Annotated in this window: 19 protein-coding genes; 5 read left to right on the top strand and 14 right to left on the bottom strand. The window is 63.1% G+C overall.

Going from position 1 to position 17,912, the window contains the following annotated elements; genetic code table 11:
* Window positions 1-42: 42 nt before the first annotated feature.
* The 3 genes from tcmP to HT585_RS21580 all read right to left on the bottom strand — a co-directional run bounded on the left by tcmP (window position 43) and on the right by HT585_RS21580 (window position 3,050).
* On the bottom strand, window positions 43-915 hold the full coding sequence (gene tcmP, locus HT585_RS21590; RefSeq protein WP_176354883.1) for a three-Cys-motif partner protein TcmP: 873 nt from the start codon (window positions 913-915) through the stop codon (window positions 43-45).
* A gap of 38 nt (window positions 916-953) precedes the next feature.
* Window positions 954-1,787, bottom strand: coding sequence for a DUF5131 family protein (locus HT585_RS21585; protein ID WP_176354882.1), 834 nt, complete (start codon window positions 1,785-1,787; stop codon window positions 954-956).
* Between the two features lie 201 nt (window positions 1,788-1,988).
* Window positions 1,989-3,050 carry a DMT family transporter gene (locus tag HT585_RS21580; protein ID WP_176354881.1) on the bottom strand — a complete coding sequence of 354 codons (1,062 nt, stop codon included), beginning with the start codon at window positions 3,048-3,050 and terminating at the stop codon, window positions 1,989-1,991.
* Window positions 3,051-3,271: 221 nt separating this feature from the next.
* Between HT585_RS21580 and HT585_RS21575 the strand changes: the two genes are divergently transcribed.
* Complete coding sequence (locus HT585_RS21575; protein WP_176354880.1) at window positions 3,272-3,415, top strand: hypothetical protein; 144 nt, start codon at window positions 3,272-3,274, stop codon at window positions 3,413-3,415.
* Between the two features lie 219 nt (window positions 3,416-3,634).
* Here HT585_RS21575 and HT585_RS21570 read toward each other — a convergent pair whose 3' ends face one another.
* The 3 genes from HT585_RS21570 to HT585_RS21560 all read right to left on the bottom strand — a co-directional run bounded on the left by HT585_RS21570 (window position 3,635) and on the right by HT585_RS21560 (window position 4,437).
* A complete protein-coding gene (locus HT585_RS21570; protein ID WP_176354879.1) occupies window positions 3,635-3,865 on the bottom strand; it encodes a hypothetical protein in 231 nt (76 codons plus the stop codon).
* A 91-nt stretch (window positions 3,866-3,956) separates the two neighbouring features.
* On the bottom strand, window positions 3,957-4,115 hold the full coding sequence (locus HT585_RS21565) for a hypothetical protein (RefSeq protein WP_176354878.1): 159 nt from the start codon (window positions 4,113-4,115) through the stop codon (window positions 3,957-3,959).
* 151 nt (window positions 4,116-4,266) lie between these two features.
* Window positions 4,267-4,437: a hypothetical protein gene (locus tag HT585_RS21560; RefSeq protein WP_176354877.1), complete on the bottom strand. Its 171-nt coding sequence runs from the start codon at window positions 4,435-4,437 to the stop codon at window positions 4,267-4,269.
* On the opposite strand from HT585_RS21560, the gene HT585_RS21555 reads away from it, so the two are divergent.
* Together HT585_RS21555 and HT585_RS21550 are read left to right on the top strand one after the other, a co-directional pair.
* The gene (locus HT585_RS21555) at window positions 4,378-4,788 is read left to right on the top strand and encodes an SgcJ/EcaC family oxidoreductase (protein WP_176355119.1); all 411 of its coding nucleotides are present in this window, start codon (window positions 4,378-4,380) and stop codon (window positions 4,786-4,788) included. The genes HT585_RS21560 and HT585_RS21555 overlap by 60 nt on opposite strands.
* A 265-nt stretch (window positions 4,789-5,053) precedes the next feature.
* Entirely contained in the window at window positions 5,054-5,494 is a 441-nt protein-coding gene (locus HT585_RS21550) for an acetyltransferase (RefSeq protein WP_176354876.1), read from the top strand.
* 31 nt (window positions 5,495-5,525) lie between these two features.
* Here HT585_RS21550 and HT585_RS21545 read toward each other — a convergent pair whose 3' ends face one another.
* From HT585_RS21545 to hutF, 6 genes are all read right to left on the bottom strand, one after another.
* Entirely contained in the window at window positions 5,526-6,110 is a 585-nt protein-coding gene (locus HT585_RS21545) for a HutD/Ves family protein (RefSeq protein WP_176354875.1), read from the bottom strand.
* Window positions 6,107-7,594 carry an HAL/PAL/TAL family ammonia-lyase gene (locus tag HT585_RS21540; protein WP_176354874.1) on the bottom strand — a complete coding sequence of 496 codons (1,488 nt, stop codon included), beginning with the start codon at window positions 7,592-7,594 and terminating at the stop codon, window positions 6,107-6,109. Before HT585_RS21540 ends, HT585_RS21545 begins: the two co-directional genes overlap by 4 nt.
* Window positions 7,587-8,414: a quaternary amine ABC transporter ATP-binding protein gene (locus HT585_RS21535; protein ID WP_176354873.1), complete on the bottom strand. Its 828-nt coding sequence runs from the start codon at window positions 8,412-8,414 to the stop codon at window positions 7,587-7,589. The genes HT585_RS21540 and HT585_RS21535 overlap by 8 nt, the downstream gene beginning before the upstream one ends.
* Window positions 8,407-9,264: an ABC transporter permease gene (locus tag HT585_RS21530; protein ID WP_077502802.1), complete on the bottom strand. Its 858-nt coding sequence runs from the start codon at window positions 9,262-9,264 to the stop codon at window positions 8,407-8,409. Before HT585_RS21530 ends, HT585_RS21535 begins: the two co-directional genes overlap by 8 nt.
* A gap of 161 nt (window positions 9,265-9,425) precedes the next feature.
* On the bottom strand, window positions 9,426-10,460 hold the full coding sequence (locus HT585_RS21525) for an ABC transporter substrate-binding protein (protein ID WP_176354872.1): 1,035 nt from the start codon (window positions 10,458-10,460) through the stop codon (window positions 9,426-9,428).
* 35 nt (window positions 10,461-10,495) lie between these two features.
* On the bottom strand, window positions 10,496-11,869 hold the full coding sequence (hutF, locus tag HT585_RS21520; RefSeq protein ID WP_176354871.1) for a formimidoylglutamate deiminase: 1,374 nt from the start codon (window positions 11,867-11,869) through the stop codon (window positions 10,496-10,498).
* Between the two features lie 138 nt (window positions 11,870-12,007).
* Between hutF and hutC the strand changes: the two genes are divergently transcribed.
* Both hutC and HT585_RS21510 read left to right on the top strand, forming a co-directional pair.
* Window positions 12,008-12,751, top strand: a complete 744-nt coding sequence (gene hutC, locus HT585_RS21515) for a histidine utilization transcriptional repressor HutC (protein WP_173423801.1) — start codon at window positions 12,008-12,010, stop codon at window positions 12,749-12,751.
* 63 nt (window positions 12,752-12,814) lie between these two features.
* Window positions 12,815-15,742: an aminotransferase gene (locus HT585_RS21510; RefSeq protein ID WP_176354870.1), complete on the top strand. Its 2,928-nt coding sequence runs from the start codon at window positions 12,815-12,817 to the stop codon at window positions 15,740-15,742.
* Between the two features lie 26 nt (window positions 15,743-15,768).
* On the opposite strand, the gene HT585_RS21505 is transcribed toward HT585_RS21510, so the two are convergent.
* On the bottom strand, window positions 15,769-17,088 hold the full coding sequence (locus HT585_RS21505) for an aminotransferase class III-fold pyridoxal phosphate-dependent enzyme (RefSeq protein ID WP_176354869.1): 1,320 nt from the start codon (window positions 17,086-17,088) through the stop codon (window positions 15,769-15,771).
* Window positions 17,085-17,909 (bottom strand): N-formylglutamate amidohydrolase, encoded by an 825-nt coding sequence (locus HT585_RS21500; protein WP_176354868.1) that lies wholly within the window; start codon window positions 17,907-17,909, stop codon window positions 17,085-17,087. Before HT585_RS21500 ends, HT585_RS21505 begins: the two co-directional genes overlap by 4 nt.
* Window positions 17,910-17,912 lie beyond the last annotated feature (3 nt).

Raw genomic sequence — 17,912 nt, 5'->3', positions numbered from 1 at the left:
GGTATCGATACCACAAGCGGGCCCTTTCAAAGGGCCGCGTATTCATAGCGGTAGCGCTGCAAGCTCCAATTTGAGCTGGTCCTCATCTTCGAGGGGTTGCATCACGTTCCTGTAAGCGCGCTGCATCAGGCGCGGCGCCTCGTCGTGATCCGATGCATGGATCATCGTGAACATGTGCTTTCCGTTTTGCCCTTCATGCTCGTAGATCGGAAACGAAAAGACGTTGCGGTACCCAAGCTCCTTCCGGAACCGTTCCTCGAATTCAAATGTCAGCTTGGTTGGTCCGAGCTTCTGCAAAGACTGCCAGTCGTCTCGTCCCCACCACCGGCGAGGGATGGCAGTGTTTTTGGTGAAACCTGCCAATCCTCTCGACATCCACCCCACCCCGAGAAAATAGAAGAGCTCGATTTTGTTTTGCCCTGCGGTCTTGTGGGAGGCTAATTTCTGAAGCGTCGCCCACTCACACTCGCACATAAATTGGTCAAGCAAGCAGAACGTAGCTGTCTTGTCGGTGATCACACCGCTCGCGAGGATGTTATCGATGGATCTATTGAAGTCATCGATCAACACTTCGTATCGACGAGCTGGTTTTGTCGGTGATTGCTCGTCCTTCAAAGCTTGCAAGTATTCCGCTCGCTTGGGCTCAAGTTCACACCAGAAGAACTGGCGTAGGAATTTAGGCTCGCTCTCCACCACGAGCTTGGCTGCCCAGCTCTGAGGATTGGAAGGGTCCTTTGGTGCGGCAAAGCCGTCGATATAGGCGCCATGCTTCGTAATAAAAACGAAGTACCGCAGGTAACGAGCTATTAGCTGGGCCTTATTCTCGGTCCAAACTTTGTGCTCTACATCTCTCCGCATTTTCATAGGAGAGAGTTGTTGGGGCGCATCGGGAAACAATTCTGGATGTTTTGCCATTCCTCATGGCATTCGATGGCCACCGATTCGTCAAGGCGTCAGGCGGCATTCTCCTCAGGATAGCGCACGATTGGAAACTCACGGATCAGTTGTCCGTCGAGCAAACCGCCTCCTTTGCCGAAAGTATCAAGCTCCTTCACCTCGTTCGGTGCCATGCCGTGCTCTTGCACGAGCGGATTGTTGCCGATTGCACCCCACTGTTTGTGGAACGCGGCAATGCCAAGGCGTTGGCAGTCTGATATTACATCGCGTGCCCATTGAGCTAACATTGGCCGTGCCCCGTGGCCGCTTTCGCCGCCGCTGATTAGCCAGTTCGGCTTCGGGTCGTTTTCTGCAATTCGGAGAGGCCCGATGGCTGGTTCGTAGGATACGAACCAGACTGCCGCCGGCACTTCTGCGATGAAACGTTTTCGCTGCTCGTACCGGGTTTGGTCTTCGGCAGTGAAGCCGAGCCAAACGTTTGCGTAGCCGTGATCCCCCCAGTCATTTGGCAGCATCTTGCGGATATTCTGCGGACGCTTGGTCAGAAGCTGCCAATCCAGAGCCGGTGTCGCTTTAATAATGCTGAAAAGCTCCTCACGCCAAACAGGGTCAGCCTTATTGTCGAAGACGTCAGCTAGTGACGCGCAGAATACTCTCTGGCGACGACCGTGCTGCGCAGCGAACTGCGCAGATTTTTTCTGCCAGATGTGGGGGGCTTTCCAATAAGCCTCTGTGGTCCGCTTGCGAGGTGAGTTTCCCCATTTCACGTGCCCAGATCTTTTCGACCATGCTTCCGCGTAGCAGTTGTCGCAACCTGGGCTAATGTTCGTGCAACCGGTCCAAGGATTGAACGTGTGATCGGTCCACTCAATCGTTGAGTTCTTGGCCATCGCGCTACTCCTTGTATCAAATCGGTTGCATCGTACCTTCAACTCACATGGTTCCCAAAGATTTAAAATCGACTTTGAAGGTCCACTAAATGTGCGTTCAACCCTGATTGAGGAACTGCGGGAACTCGCTGCGCATTGTCGCTATCGAACGTACCCTTCTACAACCGGGGCGGTCAGGACAGACGGCGACCCTAACCACACTCACCGATGACTATGCCGATGGTGCAGGTCCGGATAATGCGGGTGCTTGTGGCGCATTGGTTCGTGGCGGTGCCAGTGGGAATGTGGCTCGTTGACCGGGCCGTCGTGGCTGTGGGTGTGATGCTCGTCGTGGATATGGGTGTGGTCGTGCTCCAGCGCCTCGTGGCTGTGTTCGTGGTCGTGGCGCTCTGCCAGGTGCAGCCAGAGACCGAAGGCCATCAGCAGGCCGGCTGAGAGGAATTGCGGGGTGACGGCGTCGCGGAAGAGGGCGATCGAGAGCAGGGCGCCGATGAACGGGGCGAGCGAGAAGTAGGCGCCCGTGCGCGCCGTGCCGAGGTGGCGCAGGCCGAGCATGAAGAACACGAGACTGATGCCGACGCCGAGGAAGCCGACGAGGGCGGCGCCGGCGGTGAGGCCGAAGGGCGGCAGCGATGCGCCGAGCGACAGGGCAAGGACGAGGTTGGTCGTGCCGGCCGCGAGACCCTTGATCATGGCGATCTGGACAGGATCGGCCGAGGAGAGTTTTCGCGTCAGATTGTTGTCGATGCCCCAGGTAAGGCAGGCGCCTGCGATCAGCAGGCTGCCGCGATCGAGGCTCAAGCCCGCACCATTCCACGACAAAAGCACAGCGCCGCACAGGATGGCGGCGGCGCCCAAGAGCAGGCGACGGTCGACGTTTTCTCGAAACACCAGCCAGGCAATCGCCATCGTCGCCAGGCCCTCAAGGTTGAGGAGCAGCGAGCCGGAGGCGGCCGTGGTCTGCAAGAGCCCGAACATCAGGAGAAGTGGACCGACCACGCCGCCAAACAGGATCACTGCTATCAGCCACGGAATGTCCGTACGCGCCAGCGGCGCCTCGACGCCGTCAAGACCGACAAGCGCGCGGGCGCGGTGGACGATCGCCAGGCCAATCCCCGCGCCGAGATAAAGCATGCCGGCGAGCAGCCAGGGATCGATGGTGCCGAGCAGAAGTTTTGAAAGCGGCGTCGAGGCGCCGAAGAGAACGGCGGAGCCGAGCGCAAGCGGAACGCCGGGCCAGAGGTGGGAATGATCGCTCGACATTGAAAACGTTCCGGCATCGGGTGGGCCTCGACCATGAGACGGTCGGTCTTGTCCATCCAAGCAGCAAAGCCCTGTCAGGGGAAGCGTTTGTTCGTGCCGGCAATGGGAAGGGGAGGTTTCTCCACCAATGCCATCGGTCGTTCAGGTCTGCGGGTGACCTGGCATTTCTGCCTGAAGCAGGAGGATCGCGTCGGCGGACGGCGTGACGCTCAAGGAGCGATATGGCGATCACCGCATTCATGTTTGCCCATCGCCTTGCGGCCAATCAGCGACATCTCGAGGAAAACAGCAAGCTGGTCATGCGGATCAACGGTGCGCAGGTGAGGTCATGCCGCCGCGCATTTGCCGCGGTCTCGAAGCTCTGACACCTGGATCCGCCGCGGTCGATGGCTGCCTGCCGAGGTTGATGTCGTGAAATCAGCTTCCCGGTGTCAGCCCGGATGTTGGCGGACTGACCATCCCCATGGTCGGTGGAACGCAACTTCGATCGAGGGCAAGGCAATGCCGCTATGCAGAGCCAGAACGACCCGCCCTGTCTCCATGCTGTCATGGTTGGCGCTGACAGGGACGCGTTGCAATCGGCGTTAGCGCAGAGCGCCGAACTGACGTTTCAATCGGCCGACGCTGCGCAAACCAGGGTCGATCTCGCGGGAGCCGATGAGGCCATCCAGGCGCTCAATGCCTGCGTGAAGTGAAACGCCATCCTTGCCGGCTTCGGACGCCGGGTTTTCTTGGGTGGTAGCGGTGAGGAGTTCGGGGCGAAGACCGTCGCCGCGTGCGGCTGCGAACGTGTGCCGGATGAGCAGGGACATCATGGCTGGCTCCATCGCTTGATGGAGCATTCTTGCCTTCCAGCCTCGGGCAAGCCACCCGTTTCCTGCTCGGTGGAAATCGCGACGTGGCGCCTTAGCGATGGATGGACGAGGTGATGGTGCTGTAGTCCGGCAGGGTGATGTCGGCAATTGCGGCTGCCCGATATTGGGACAGGGCCACATTCATGAAGGCGATCACCGCCAGAGAGAAGGCCAGAACGGTGATGGAAACGCCGAAACCGGTCTTGATCATGTCCGTATCCTCCAAGCCTTGTGTTTGCTGTTGAGAGACTGTCAAACCGTGGCATGGAGACTATCGTGTGGCGCCGAACGCGCTGTTCCCCGGGTAACACGCCGTATGGTTACCAATTTGTGAACGGAGACTGTGCTACCGTACGGGCGTCCTACAACTCGCCGTTGCCAAGCCTCGTGATGTTGATATGCATTAAGGCAGGCAGGGGGAGGAAGACTTCATGACTGATTTCGAAGAGATCGAGGGCGAGCGGATCTGACAACTGATCGCCGATGTCGAGCGGGCGCAGAACGAGCGGTCGCCGGAGGACTTCCTGCAGCATTTCATGCCGGACGCCGTCTGGGTGACGGCCTTCGGGCGGCGGCTGACCGGCCGCGACGAGGTCGCCGCGTTTACCCGCAAGGTGCTGACACCGGCGCTGGGCAATCAATACGCGCGCTATGAGGCGGAGCATATCTCGTTCCTGCGGCCGGGTGTGGCCGCCGTCAATGTGCGCCAGCGACCGGTGCTCGACGATGGATCGCCGATCCCCGGAGAGGCGGAAGGCAGCCCGCTCTATATTCTGGTGAAAGAAGACGAGCGCTGGATGATTGCCGTCGGCCAGAACACCAAGGTCCAGACCGAGGCGATCGTGACGCAGCAGAACGAGATCGACACGGGCGATACGAAGTAGCGCGATAGCGGACGATGGTCGGCGGCGGATGTGGCTTGCTGGTTGCCGTGGTGAGGCTGGCGGTTTGGTGGGGCCCTTGTCGTGGCGCCCGAGCTAGTGCGCTTGCAGAATTCGCCTTCGCGGCTATTGTAGCGATCCATTGTGCCCGCATTCAGCGACAGCGCTATTGCCTACCATTGCCGGTTTCGTCCGCTCTGCGCGCCAGAGAATGCACTCTCTCCCGTGCTTCACAAAGGCAGACACCTATTTTATAGCGACTTCTCAAATGACCATTTCCATTCGTTCTTCCCGCTCATCTGATTTTCCGCGCACGCTCGATATCTGGCGCAGCGCCGTTGTTGCCACCCATGACTTTCTGTCGGCAGAGGATTTTGCCGCCATCGAAGAGATGGTTGCTGCCCATTACCTTCCGCAAGCCGAACTGTGGATTGCAGCGGATGACGACGATATCGCGCTCGGCTTCATGGGCATGACCGGGGCGCAGATCGATTCCTTGTTTGTTCATGCCGGTGCCCATGGCCGTGGCGTCGGCCCCGCGCTTGTCGAGCATGCGGCTGTAGTGCATCCGGTGCTGACCGTCGATGTCAACGAGCAGAATACCTCCGGTGCCGGGTTCTATGCGCGCTTGGGATTTGTCGCCGTCGGGCGCTCGCCTGTCGACGACGACGGCAGGCCCTATCCGCTGCTGCACCTGCGCCGGCCCTGATCCGGACGCGGGCCGCCGATTGCTCCCGTTGTCAGGCGCCCTCTGCGGTATCGATCTCGATCAGGAACAGCGTGCACCCTGCCGGTGCTTTCAAGCTTGCGGCAAGCGGTCCGGAGGCCAGCACGGCATCGCCGGCCGAAAGCGCGACTGTCTGGCCGCTGCCATCCAGCGTCACCGCGCCGCGATGGCAAAGGAGCATGGTGGCGGCAGCCTCGCTCGCAAGCGGACCTTCGCCCTCGACCACGAGCCGGCGCACATGATGCGTAAGCTTGCCTCGACGGGTCATAACGTTGAGGTCGACGATCGTGCCGTCGATCAGCTTGGCTGACGTGGCGGTGTCGGCGGGAAAGGCAAGCGGTGCGGATGCCTGGGTCAGCGGCGCCGGCGCGCGACCTTCGATCAGAAGCGTCATGCCGTTGCCTTCGAGGATCGACAGCGTGCGGTCGATGCCTGGGAAGGCGGAGAACGGGCCGTCGCTGGCGACGGTCGCCATGCTCACCCGCCAGTCGAACTGCGAAAGCGAGGCGCCCTCCGGAAAGACCGCGATCTCGACGGTTTCGCCGCCGCCGTTTTTCCAGGGCATGCGCTTGTGGCCAGAGGCGGGCAGCAGTTTCATGGGGTGCTTTCCTCAATGACGCGCCGCATCCGGTCGAAATCTTCGTTCATCGGACGGTCGTCCGCATAATGGGGAACGGCGGCGCGGATGCGTTGGTAGAGCGCGCCGGTGCGTTTGGCCTTGCCGGTTGCCTGTGGCTGCAGGTCGTAGGCCTGGGCGGCGGCGAGAAGCTCGATCGCAAGGATCCGCTCGAGGTTGTCGACGATCGCCAGCGCCTTGAAGGCCGCGGGGGTGGCGTGCGTCAGGATATCCTCCTGCAGCGCCGAGGTGATGCCGCCGTCGAGGCTTGCGGGCGCCGCCAGCCGGCGGTTTTCCGCGGCGAGGGCTGCGGCCGTATACTGGGCGATCATGTAGCCGGAGGAGACACCGCCGTCGCCGGCAAGGAAGGCCGGAAGGCCGCTGACGAGCGGGTTCACCAGCCGGTCGATGCGACGTTCGGATATGGCCGCGACTTCGGCGACAGCAACGGCGAGGCTGTCCATGGCAAGGCCGAGGGCGGCGCCGACCGCATGGGCCTGCGAATGCACCTCCGGCGCGTCCGGCGTGCCGGAGACGGCGGGATTGTCGGTGAGGCTGGCCAGTTCCCGGTTCACCACCTCGGCCACGTGGTCAAAGGTGTCGCGGGCGGCACCGTGCAGATGCGGAACGGCGCGCAAGCTCAAGGGGTCCTGCGTGCGCGTGCCGGCGCTTGCGGCCAGCATCGGGCTATCCGCGAGGAAATCGCGCAAGGTTTTTCCGACCGCCTGCAACCCCGGCGAATGGCGCAACGCTAATGGCCCGGCGGCAAAGGTATTGGCCTGGCTGCCGAGATTTTCATAGGTGAGTGCCGCCGCCGCATCCGTCCAGGCAAAAAGGCTTTGCGTGCGCGACAGGGCCAGCGCTGCGAGACCGGTGGCGCAGGGCGTGCCGTTGACGAGGCTCAAGCCCTCCTTCGCCTGCAGCCGCAGCGGCTGGAGCCCGATCCGGCGCAACGCCTCAGCACCGTTCACAATCTCCTTGCCGTCGTTCACCGTGCCATGGCCGATCAGCACGAGGCCGATCGACGCGGCATGGGTGAGATAGCCGACGGAGCCGCGCGATGGGATGTTGGGGATGAGGCCGGCGTTGAGCAGGGCTAGCAACGCCTCGACTGTTTCGATGCGCACGCCGGAGTAACCATGGGCGAAATTGGCGATCTGGGCCGCCATCACCGCCCGCGCTTCCGCCCGCCCCAGCGGCTCGCCGACGCCGCAGGCATGGCTGAGGATGATGTGGCGCGATAGCGCTTCCTGGTTTTCCCTGTCGATGATGACATCGCAGAGCGCGCCGACGCCGGTGTTGATGCCGTAGCCGCGGATGCCGCGATCGACGAGTGCCTCGACCACGGCGCGGGCCTTGACGATGCGGCTGCGGGCCGCATCGGAAAGCGCAAGCCGGGCGCCGTTCGCGACGGCGGCGATCTCGGTCCAGTCCGCCGGTCCATCAAGGGTGATGGTTTCAGTCATGCGCTTCGGGCCTTCCCTGGCGGCGTTGGACGAAACGGGCGACGTAGTCATTCGCGGGCTTGTCGAGAATATCGTCCGGCGTTCCCACCTGCACCACCTGACCGTCCTTCAGGATGGCGATTTCCGAGCCGATGCGCAAAGCCTCGTCGAGATCGTGGGTGATGAAGACGATGGTCTTCGACAGGTTCTGCTGCAGCTGCAGCAGCTGGTCCTGCATGTCGGCGCGGATCAGCGGATCGAGCGCCGAGAAGGCCTCGTCCATCAGGATGACATCGGTGTCGGCGGCAAGCGCGCGGGCAAGGCCGACGCGCTGCTTCATGCCGCCTGAGAGCTGGTGCGGGAACTTGGCATCGTAGCCATTGAGACCGACGGTCTCGATCCATTTCATGCCGATGTCGCGGCTGTCAGCCTTGGAGAGGCCGCGCACGCGCTGGCCGTAGACGACGTTCTGCAAGACGGTTCGATGCGGCATCAGGGCAAAACTCTGGAACACCATGCTGACACGGTGCATGCGGAAGGTGCGAAGCGCCTTGGCATCGAGATCGAGGATGTTGCTGCCATCAAAGGCGACCTCTCCGCTCGTCGGCTCGATCAGCCGGTTGATGTGACGCACCAGCGTCGACTTGCCCGATCCGGACAGGCCCATGATGACGAAGATCTTGCCGGCGCCGATCGTCAGACTGACGTCGTTGAGGCCGACGCTGCAGCCGGAGCGGGCAAGGATCTCGGCCTTGTCGAGGCCGTCCTTGGCCATGGCAAGGGCCGCCTTCGCGTCCTGCCCGAAGATCTTGTAGACGTTGCGGATCTCGATATCAGCCATTGCGGGGATCCTCCGTCCGGCTCTTGCCGAACCCTTGCGTGATGCGGTCGAGTACGATTGCCAGGATGACGATGCCGATGCCGGCTTCCAGGCCCTTGCCGACGTCGAGCGTCTGGATGCCGTTCAGCACCTGTTCGCCGAGGCCGCGCGCACCGATCATCGAGGCGACGACCACCATCGACAGCGCCATCATGATCGTCTGGTTGAGGCCGGCCATGATCGTCGGAGTGGCAAGCGGAAGTTCGACGCCAAAGAGGATCTGGTTGGGGCTGCCGCCGAAGGCGGTTGCCGCCTCGACGACCTCGTGATCGACCTGGCGGATGCCGAGGTCGGTGAGCCGGATCAGCGGTGGCACCGCGTAGATGATCGTCGCCAGGATCGCCGGCACCTTGCCGAGACCGAAGAGCATGAGAGCCGGGATCAGGTAGACGAAACTCGGCATGGTCTGCATCACGTCGAGCACCGGAAGCGTGATGTTGCGCACCAGCCGGCTCTTGGCGACGAGAATGCCCATGGGCACGCCGATCGCCACCGACACCAGCGTCGCCATCAGCATCAGCGCCAGCGTCTGCATGGTGAGATCCCAGAGACCGAGCACGCCGACGAAGAACAGCAGCGCGCCGACGGCGACCGTCAGCGTCCAGCGCTTGGAGCTTTGCCAGGCGAGCGCCATGAAGGCGAGGATGACGACCCACCAGGGCAGGCCGCGCAGGATCCACTCGATGAACAGCACGGCTTTGAGGATCACCGCGCTGATCGCCTTGAAGACCCAGCCGTAGCTGCTGACCAGCGTCTGGATGAACTCGTTCACCGGCGCGCGGATGGAGAGATTGAGGGTATCCGGAAACATCGGATGTCGTTCCTTGCTCGGGCCATGGGCGGGCACGATGCCGCCGCCGATGGCGCTTGCCTCGGGGTGTCGAAGGTTCCGGCCGACGCAGGTGTGATGCCAGCGCTCTGTCTCAGACAGAGGCGCCGCACATCGGATACGCGTCGGCCGACCGAACGGACTTACTTCAGGCTGGCTTCGATCTTGCCGCGAGCCTCGTCGGAGACCCATTTGCCCCAGACGTCGCCCTTGGTCTTCAGGAACTCGGCCGCCGCCGCCACCGCATCGACCTTCTTGTCGGTCATGTAGGCAAGGCTGCCGTTGACGTCTTCGAGCGGGAAGGTCGCCTTTTCCAGGATGGCGATGATCTCGGGGGCTTCCTGGGCAAAGGTGCTGTTGACACCATAGGAGACGTCGACCGACGGGAAGGCGCAGCCCTCGTCGCGCTTGCCGGTGGCGCTCGAAAGCTCCTTCCAGCAAGCTTCGTTGTAGGCCGGCTCTTCCAACTGTACGAGCTTGAACTTGCCCATGATCGCAGTCGGCGACCAGTAGTAGAACAGGATCGGCTCGCCCTGCAGATAGGCCGAGGTGATGGCGGAATCGAGTGCCGTGCCGGTACCCGGACGGAAGTTCACATAGGTCTCGCCGAGCTTGTAGGCATCGAGCTTGGCGGTGCTGACGCCTTCGCAGGTCCAGCCCGACGGGCAATTGAGGAAGCGGCCCTTGGACGGCTCTTCCGGATCGGCGAAGAGTTCGACGATCTTGGCGTCGGTGAGCTGCGACACGCTCTTCAGGTCCGGGGCCTTCGCCTCGATGTTGCGGCTGGCATCGCCCTTGATGACGTATTCCGGCACGAACCAGCCTTCGCTGGCGCCGACGAAGGTCTTGCCGACGGCAACGACCTTCTTTTCCTCGACGGCCTTGTTCCAGATGTCGGAGCGGCCGAGCCATTCCTCGGCAAAGATCTGGACGTCGTTGTTGGCGGTCGCCTGTTCCAGCGTCACCGAGTTGCCGGGGATCGAATCCACCTGGCAGTCGTAGCCCTTGGCGAGGATCGTTTTCATCACCTCGGTGATGAAGGCGCCGCTTTCCCAGTCGATGCCGGCGAAGGTGACGGTCTTGCCGTCGCCGCAATAGGAGGCGCTGGCATTGCCGGTGGAGGCGGCAAGCACGAGGCCCGTGGCGGCGAGGGTGAGTTTCAGTTTGCTGATCGACATGCGCATTCCCCTTTTTTTGATGGTCGCTTCGATTGCTACTTCAGTTTCATGAGCACCCGCGCGAAGGCGCGGTCGATGTCTTCCTCCCGGTCGTGGCGTCCGTTGCGGATCTTCCACTGTCCGGCGACCATGACGTCGCGGACGGTCTCGCCGCCGAGCGCAAACAGCCAGCGGTCGAGGATCTGATTGCCGCTTGCCGCGGCGATGTACGGATTGGCGCCGTCGAGCACGACAAAATCGGCGCGCGCACCGACCGAGATGCCCGATGTCTTCTGGCCGACGGCCTGGTCACCGCCCTTGAGGGCGGCCTCGAAAATGGTGTGGCCGACGGAGGCGCCGGGGCCGGCCAGCCGGTTGCGGCGGCGGTCGCGCAGCCGCTGGCCGTATTCGAGCAGCCGCAGCTCTTCGGCAACGCTGGTTGCCACATGGCTGTCGGTGCCGATGCCGAGGCGCCCGCCTTCGGCCATATAGTCGACCGCAGGAAAGATGCCGTCGCCGAGATTGGCTTCGGTTGCCGGGCAGAGGCCGGCAACGGCGCCGGAACGTGCCAAGCGCTGTCGTTCGTCGTCTGTCAGATGGGTCGCGTGAATCAGGCACCAGCGCTCATCGACCGGCATTTCGTCGAGCAGCCACTGAACCGGACGACGGCCGCTCCATGCAAGGCTGTCTTCCACTTCCTTGGTCTGCTCTGCGACATGGATATGGATCGGGCCTGCTACGGGCGCGCGTTCGAGGATCGTGCGCATCTCTTCAGGGGTCGCGGCGCGCAGCGAATGGATGGCATAGCCGAGCGTCTGGCCGTTGTCGCGGCAGAGCGGCGCCAAGCGTTCCAGCAGCGCAAGGAACTGATCCGGATCGTGAAGGAAGGGACGTTGGCCGGCATTGGGGGCGACGCCACCGAAATTGGCGTGGGCGTAGAAGACCGGCAGGTGGGTCAGCCCGATGCCGGTTGCCTTGGCAGCATTCAGAATGCGCAACGACATCTCGGCCGGGTCGGAATAGGGCGTGCCGTTGGCGGTGTGGTGCAGGTAGTGGAATTCGGCGACATGGCCGAAGCCACCCTTCAGCATCTCCATGTAGAGCTTGGCGGCGATCGCCTCGACATCGTCGGGGTTCACGAGGCCGACGGTGCGGTACATTTCTTCCCGCCAGGTCCAGAAGCTGTCGTCGCCGCTGCCGGCGACTTCGGCAAGGCCGGCCATGGCGCGCTGGAAGGCGTGGGAATGCAGGTTGGCAATGGCGGGGACCAGCGGTCCGGCGACGCGCTCGTCGCCATCGGCGATGGGCTGATCGGCATTGATGGAGACGATCTCGCCTGTCTGATCAAGCGCAATGGCGACGTTCTGCGCCCAGCCGGTCGGCAGAAGCGCATGGTCGGCGAAGAGCCGGTTGACGGGAAAAGTTGCCATGTTGCGATTTTCCTGTACGTAGTTGTATATGGAACTATAGATATTTTGCTGTGGCGCGCAAGCGCGAAATGAACGAAAAGAATCATTGCCGGATGCGCATGATTTGTTCGTGATCCGGAAAGGGCGGGGAAAATGCCGATAACGGCACTCAGGCGAAGGATCGACATGGCGGCATTCGAGGACGGACCGGTGCCACGCTACGAGGCGGTGAAGCAGTTCATCCGCACCCGCATCGACAGCGGCGAATGGCCGGCACATCATCGCATCCCTTCCGAAAACGAGATCGTCGCCGATCTCGGCGTCAGCCGCATGACCGCGAACCGGGCGCTTAGGGAGCTTGCAACCGAAGGCGCGATCACCCGTGTCCAGGGGGTCGGGTCGTTCGTTGCGGCCCACAAGGGCAGCACGGCGCTTTTGGAAGTGCGCAACATCGCCGACGAAATCCGCGAGCGCGGCCATGCGCACACCTCGCGCATGACGCTGATGCAGGAAGAAGTGGCGCCGTCGGAAATCGGCTATGCGCTCGGCCTTGCGACCGGGGCCAGGGTTTTCCATTCGATCATGGTGCATTCGGAAAACGGCTTGCCGATCCAGATCGAGGACCGGTTCGTCAACCCGTCGATCTGCCCGAAATACATGGAGCAGGATTTCCGCGACATGACGCCCAACGCCTATCTGACGGCGGTGGCACCGATCACCCGCACGGAGCAGATCGTCGAGGCGGTCTCGCCGCAGCCATGGGAATGCAAGCTGCTCGGTATCGACCGCAACGAGCCCTGCCTGATGATCCGGCGCCGCACCTGGTCCGACACCGCCAATGTGACGACGGCGCGCCTGCTCTATCCCGGGACGCGCTATCGCCTTGAAGGTATGTCGCAATAGTCGGGAGACCCGCTCGGTCGTAACGGAAGTCGGCATGGTGCTGGATGTGATGGAGGCGACACTATGGTTCAAGACGCGCTGAAGCTTCGCACGGAATTGACAAGGCCCGACGTCGCGCCTGACGACGCAGCGCGCATCCTTTTGGAGCATTTCGGCCTCTCCGGCACCTTGAGCGAACTCGGCAGCCAGCAGGACCGCAACTACCGGATAGACACCGGCGAGGCGCGCTTCGTGCTCAAAATCTGCCGGGCGGCCTATGACCTGCAGGAACTGCAGGCGCAGAACGCCGCCTTGCTGCATCTCGCCCGCCAGACGGGATCGGTGCGGGCGCCGCAGGTGGTGCGCGCGCTCGATGGCAGCGATATCGTCGACGTGACCGTGCGCGGTGACGCCTATCGCGTTCGTCTGCTGACCTATCTCGACGGCGTGCCGTTGACGCGGCGCAAGCATCTGACGGCGGAAACGGTGGCGGCCCTCGGCGACATCGCCGGGCGGCTGGCGGTGGCGCTGCGTGATTTCGACCATGCGGGCCTCGACCGCGAGTTGCAATGGGATCTGAGGCACGCCGCCCCGGTCGCGCTGCATCTGCTGGCGGCCATGAACGACGAGGGACTGAAGAAGCGCATTGCCGAAGCCATGGTGGCGTCCATGCGCCGGCTTCAGCCGCTGACCGCCGATCTGCGCGTGCAGGCCATTCACCACGATGTCACCGACGACAATGTCGTCGGGCAACCGGATGCCGCCGGCCGACCGTTTCCTGACAGCGTCATCGATTTCGGCGATATTCTCAAGGGCTGGCTCGTCGCCGAACTGGCCGTCACCTGCGCCTCGCTGCTGCATCATGCCGATGGCGATCCACTCTTCATTCTGCCGGCTATCACGGCTTTTCATGCGGTCTGCCCGCTTGAGGAAAGCGAGCTGAAGGCGTTGTGGCCGCTGATTGTCGCGCGCGCCGCCGTGCTGGTCGCCAGCTCCGAACGGCAGCTGACCATCGACCCTGACAATGCATACGTTCAGGGCAATGCCGCCCATGAACGTGAGATCTTCGACGTCGCCGTTTCCGTGCCGCCGGCGCTGATGCAGCAGGCGATCCTGTGCGCTGTCGATGCCGCGCCTGAAAAAACGCTGACGGTGATCGGCGAAGGGTTGCTCGTCGAGATCGAGCCGGCCGGCGTGCGCCAGATCGACCTTTCCATCCTCAGCCCCTTGCTTCCCGAGGAACGGTGGCAGCACCAGGGCCTTCCGGCGTCACTGTTGCAGACGGCTGCGCATGCGATCGGCATGGCGTCCACCCGTTACGGCGAATATCGGCTGACCGAGAGTGCGCTTCGCGCGTCGCGACCGACTTCGACCTTTGCGCTGCATGTCGATCTGTGCCTGCCTGTCGGCACTGTCGTCAGAGCGCCCTTTGCCGGCGGAACCGAATGGCATGACGGACGGGTGTTGCTGAACGGTCCTGCAGTCGTTCTCCATCTCACCGGTCTGGAGCCGCCCGAGGACGCTGAGGAGGCGGTTGCCGCCGGTGCGCCGATCGGCACGGTGGTCGATGCCGGCCACGGGCTTGGGCTGATGCGGGTACAGCTCTGCCGCGAACCGGGGTTGATCCCGCCGCTGTTTGTCCCGGCCCATCAGGCCGACGCCTGGCGCGCGCTCTGCCCGTCACCCTCAGGCATTCTCGGTTTCGACTGCGATGCGCCGGTGCTCCATTCGACCGAACTGCTTGATCGCCGCCAGCAACATTTCGCCAGGCCGCAGAAGAACTACTACAGCAAGCCGCCGCAGATCGAGCGCGGCTGGAAGGAGTATCTGTTCGACGTCGAGGGCAGGGCCTATCTCGACATGGTCAACAACGTAACGATCCTTGGCCACGGGCACCCAAGGCTGGCGGCGGCGGTCGGTCGGCAGTGGTCGCTGCTCAACACCAATTCGCGCTTTCACTATGCGTCAGTTGCCGAGTTTTCCGAAAGGCTTGCAGCGCTTGCGCCTGACGGTCTCGACACGGTGTTCCTGGTCAATAGTGGCTCGGAGGCGAACGACCTTGCCTTGCGTCTCGCCTGGGCATTTTCCGGTGAGCGCAATGTCGTCAGCCTGCTCGAGGCTTATCATGGCTGGACGGTGGCGAGCGACGCGGTCTCGACCTCGATCGCCGACAACCCGCGGGCGCTTGAGACCCGTCCCGACTGGGTGCATGCTGTCGTCGCGCCCAACACCTATCGTGGACAATTCCGTGGCTCCGACACCACCGACCACTACGTCCGGTCGGTGGCGACCAAGCTGCGCGAGCTGGAGGACGGAGCCCAAGGGCTTGCCGGTTTCATCTGCGAGCCGGTCTATGGCAATGCCGGCGGCATTCCGTTGCCCAAGGGCTATCTCGATGCGGTCTATGCCATGGTCCGGCAGCGCGGCGGTGTGTGCATCGCAGACGAAGTGCAGGTCGGCTATGGCAGGCTTGGCGACTACTTCTGGGGCTTCGAGGAGCAGGGCGTGGTGCCCGATATCATCACCATCGCCAAGGGCATGGGCAACGGCCATCCGCTGGGTGCCGTCATCACCAGGCGCGAGATCGCCGATGCGCTGGAGAAGGAAGGTTACTTCTTCTCGTCATCAGGCGGCAGCCCCGTCAGCTCCGTCGTCGGGCATACCGTTCTCGATCTCATCGAAGAGGAGAAGCTGCAGGACAACGCCCGCGTCGTCGGCGGTTATCTCAAGACGAGGCTCCAAGCGCTTGAGCAGCGGTTCCCCCTCGTCGGTGCCGTGCACGGCATGGGGCTTTATCTAGGCGTCGAGTTCGTCCGCGATCGCAACACGCTGGAGCCGGCAAAGGAGGAGACCGCTGCCATCTGCGACCGCCTGCTTGAGCTCGGCGTCATCATGCAGCCGACCGGCGACCACCTGAACGTCTTGAAGATCAAGCCGCCGCTCTGCCTCAGCCGCGAGAGTGCCGACTTCTTCGCCGACATGCTGACGCGCGTGCTGGACGAGGGCTGGTAAGGAACGGACCTGCTGGCGGGTTGGTCTTACCAGCCGGCAAAGTCAGCAAGGACCGCGTTGGAAACCCGCCCGGCCGCCACATCGCCGAAAGCACCGTCCAGAATATCGAGCGCCTGGTCGATCTCCGCTTCTGATATCGTCAGCGGCGGCGTCATTTCCAGCACGTTGGAGTTCATGCCGACGTAGTAGACGACGAGGCCGAGTTCATAGGCGCGATAGACCAGCTTGGCGGTTTGCCTTGTTGCCGATGCCCGGCTCTCGTGATCGGCGATCAGCTCCACGCCCGAGGCAAGGCCGCGCCCGCGGACATCGCCGATCAGGGCGTGGCGGGCCGAAAGTTGCCGGAGGCCCTCGCGCAGGCGTTCGCCCTTTCGGTGCGCCGCCTCCGCCAGTCCCTCCCGCTCGATGGTTTCGAGCACGGCAAGGCCGGCTGATGCCGAGACCGGGTTGCCGTGCAGCGTCTGCATCGCAAAGGCGTTGGCGCAGTCCATGATTTCGGCCGGGCCGATAGCCGCCGAAAGCGGCAGGCCGCCGCCGAGCCCCTTGCCGATCGTCAGGATATCGGGAACGAAATCCTCGTGTTCGAAGCAGTGCATCTTGCCGCTGCGGCCAAGCCCGACCTTCACCTCGTCGCAGACGACGAGAATGGCGTGCTCTTGGCAGAGTTCGGCGAATTTCTTGAAGAACCCCTTCGGCGGCACGATCAACCCGCCGTCCGACTGGATCGGCTCGATGAAGGCACAACCGATCTTCTCGGGTGGTGCCGTCGTTGCGAACTGCTGTTTCAGGAGCTCGAGGATCGCGTCGCCGGTGGCATCACCCTGGTAGGGTCGATAGGCGTCGGGGTAGGGCAGCAGGATGAGGCCTTCCGCCTTGGTGGCACCCGCCTGAACGCTGTGGCCGGAAAAGGCCATCGAACCGGTGGTGCAGCCGTGATAGGCGCCGACGAAGGAGATGACGCCGGTGCGGCCGGTCGCCTTGGCGATCGCCCGGAAGACCGCCTCGTTGGCATCAGAGCCGGAGTGGCCGAACCACACCTTATTGCGTCCCTTGCCGGGGAAAAGGCCGAGCAGTTTTTCGGCAAGAGCCGTCGCCGGAGCGTTCGCGGCGGACAGCACGCTTGCGCCGGCCGGATTGGCGATGGCGCGCGACACCGCTTCGACGAGGGCGGGGTGGCCATAGCCAAGGCTCGCAGCCCCCCAGGCGCCGGAGAGGTCGATCAGTTCGCGGCCGTTCTCTTCAATGAGGCGTGCGCCATGGCCGCCGGCGATGGCAAGCGGAAAGAAGCGTAGCTTCTGCAGGTTGGCAATCGCTTGTCCGTCTCTGGCGTAGAGGCCTTCGGTCACGGGCGGCACTCCCCAAGGCTTTTCTGGAGACAACGCGTGAGCCGCTCGCCCCAGGCCTTTACGCCAGCGTCGGTATCGATCAGGTCGTGCCGGACTTCGATCAGCACGCCCGGCAACCTGCGCGCGTCGGCGTGAACCGGGACGGTATAGTCTTCATCCGGATGAATGTTGTAGGGCTCGTTGTCGCCGATGGTCAGCTGGTCTTCGCTGCTCAAGCCGCGGATCATCGATTGTGCGAAAGCCTCGGCATCGCGATAGAGAATGCCCGCCTGCCACGGCCGCGGCTTGCCGAAATAGATGGGGGTGAAGCTGTGCACGCCGACGACGAACGGCCGTTCTCCCTTGGCTTCAAGCAGATCGAGGCGCCGGGAAACGGCATCAGCGAAGGGCTTGAACAGGGTCTCCACCCGCTGCTTTCGCTCGGCTTCAGTGAGATCCCGGTTGGCCGGGATCTCCGTCGTTTCACTGACTTCGGGGATGAAGGACGGCGCCGAAAGCGGGCGATTGCAGTCGATCACCAGCCTTGAATAGTTGGTGAAGAACAGCGGCGCGTCGAGGCTGAGGCTTAAGTGCTGGGCGAGCGCCAGCGCGCCGATGTCCCAGGCGATGTGGCGCCGGCGCTCGTGTTCAGGCAGGCCCATATCGCCGAGCGCACGCGGCATGCGGTTGGACGCATGCTCGCAGAGCAGCAGGAATGGCGACGTGCCGTCCGGGTTGAACACCGCATAGGGCGGCGGCTCGTCGATCGCCAGAAGCGGTTGGCGAGGGTCGTGCCGACCGCGTCGCGCGTCGGGGCTCTTGATGGCCGTTGTCGAAGTCATGGG

The organism is Ensifer oleiphilus (genome assembly GCF_013371465.1).
Taxonomy (GTDB): domain Bacteria; phylum Pseudomonadota; class Alphaproteobacteria; order Rhizobiales; family Rhizobiaceae; genus Ensifer; species Ensifer oleiphilus.
Note: the sequence above shows the minus strand (reverse complement) of the source record. Positions and strands in the feature narration are given on the sequence as shown.

What these genes read in the sequence shown, in the direction of transcription:
- HT585_RS21540 (WP_176354874.1), bottom strand. Translation starts at nt 7,594, where the DNA reads ATGACTGAAACCATCACCCTTGATGGACCGGCGGACTGGACCGAGATC.
- HT585_RS21580 (WP_176354881.1), bottom strand. Translation starts at nt 3,050, where the DNA reads ATGTCGAGCGATCATTCCCACCTCTGGCCCGGCGTTCCGCTTGCGCTC.
- HT585_RS21560 (WP_176354877.1), bottom strand. Translation starts at nt 4,437, where the DNA reads ATGCTGCAGGAAGTCCTCCGGCGACCGCTCGTTCTGCGCCCGCTCGAC.
- HT585_RS21575 (WP_176354880.1), top strand. Translation starts at nt 3,272, where the DNA reads ATGGCGATCACCGCATTCATGTTTGCCCATCGCCTTGCGGCCAATCAG.
- HT585_RS21530 (WP_077502802.1), bottom strand. Translation starts at nt 9,264, where the DNA reads ATGTTTCCGGATACCCTCAATCTCTCCATCCGCGCGCCGGTGAACGAG.
- HT585_RS21510 (WP_176354870.1), top strand. Translation starts at nt 12,815, where the DNA reads ATGGTTCAAGACGCGCTGAAGCTTCGCACGGAATTGACAAGGCCCGAC.
- tcmP (WP_176354883.1), bottom strand. Translation starts at nt 915, where the DNA reads ATGGCAAAACATCCAGAATTGTTTCCCGATGCGCCCCAACAACTCTCT.
- HT585_RS21550 (WP_176354876.1), top strand. Translation starts at nt 5,054, where the DNA reads ATGACCATTTCCATTCGTTCTTCCCGCTCATCTGATTTTCCGCGCACG.
- HT585_RS21535 (WP_176354873.1), bottom strand. Translation starts at nt 8,414, where the DNA reads ATGGCTGATATCGAGATCCGCAACGTCTACAAGATCTTCGGGCAGGAC.
- HT585_RS21565 (WP_176354878.1), bottom strand. Translation starts at nt 4,115, where the DNA reads ATGATCAAGACCGGTTTCGGCGTTTCCATCACCGTTCTGGCCTTCTCT.
- HT585_RS21500 (WP_176354868.1), bottom strand. Translation starts at nt 17,909, where the DNA reads ATGACTTCGACAACGGCCATCAAGAGCCCCGACGCGCGACGCGGTCGG.
- hutF (WP_176354871.1), bottom strand. Translation starts at nt 11,869, where the DNA reads ATGGCAACTTTTCCCGTCAACCGGCTCTTCGCCGACCATGCGCTTCTG.
- HT585_RS21545 (WP_176354875.1), bottom strand. Translation starts at nt 6,110, where the DNA reads ATGAAACTGCTGCCCGCCTCTGGCCACAAGCGCATGCCCTGGAAAAAC.
- HT585_RS21585 (WP_176354882.1), bottom strand. Translation starts at nt 1,787, where the DNA reads ATGGCCAAGAACTCAACGATTGAGTGGACCGATCACACGTTCAATCCT.
- HT585_RS21525 (WP_176354872.1), bottom strand. Translation starts at nt 10,460, where the DNA reads ATGTCGATCAGCAAACTGAAACTCACCCTCGCCGCCACGGGCCTCGTG.
- HT585_RS21570 (WP_176354879.1), bottom strand. Translation starts at nt 3,865, where the DNA reads ATGATGTCCCTGCTCATCCGGCACACGTTCGCAGCCGCACGCGGCGAC.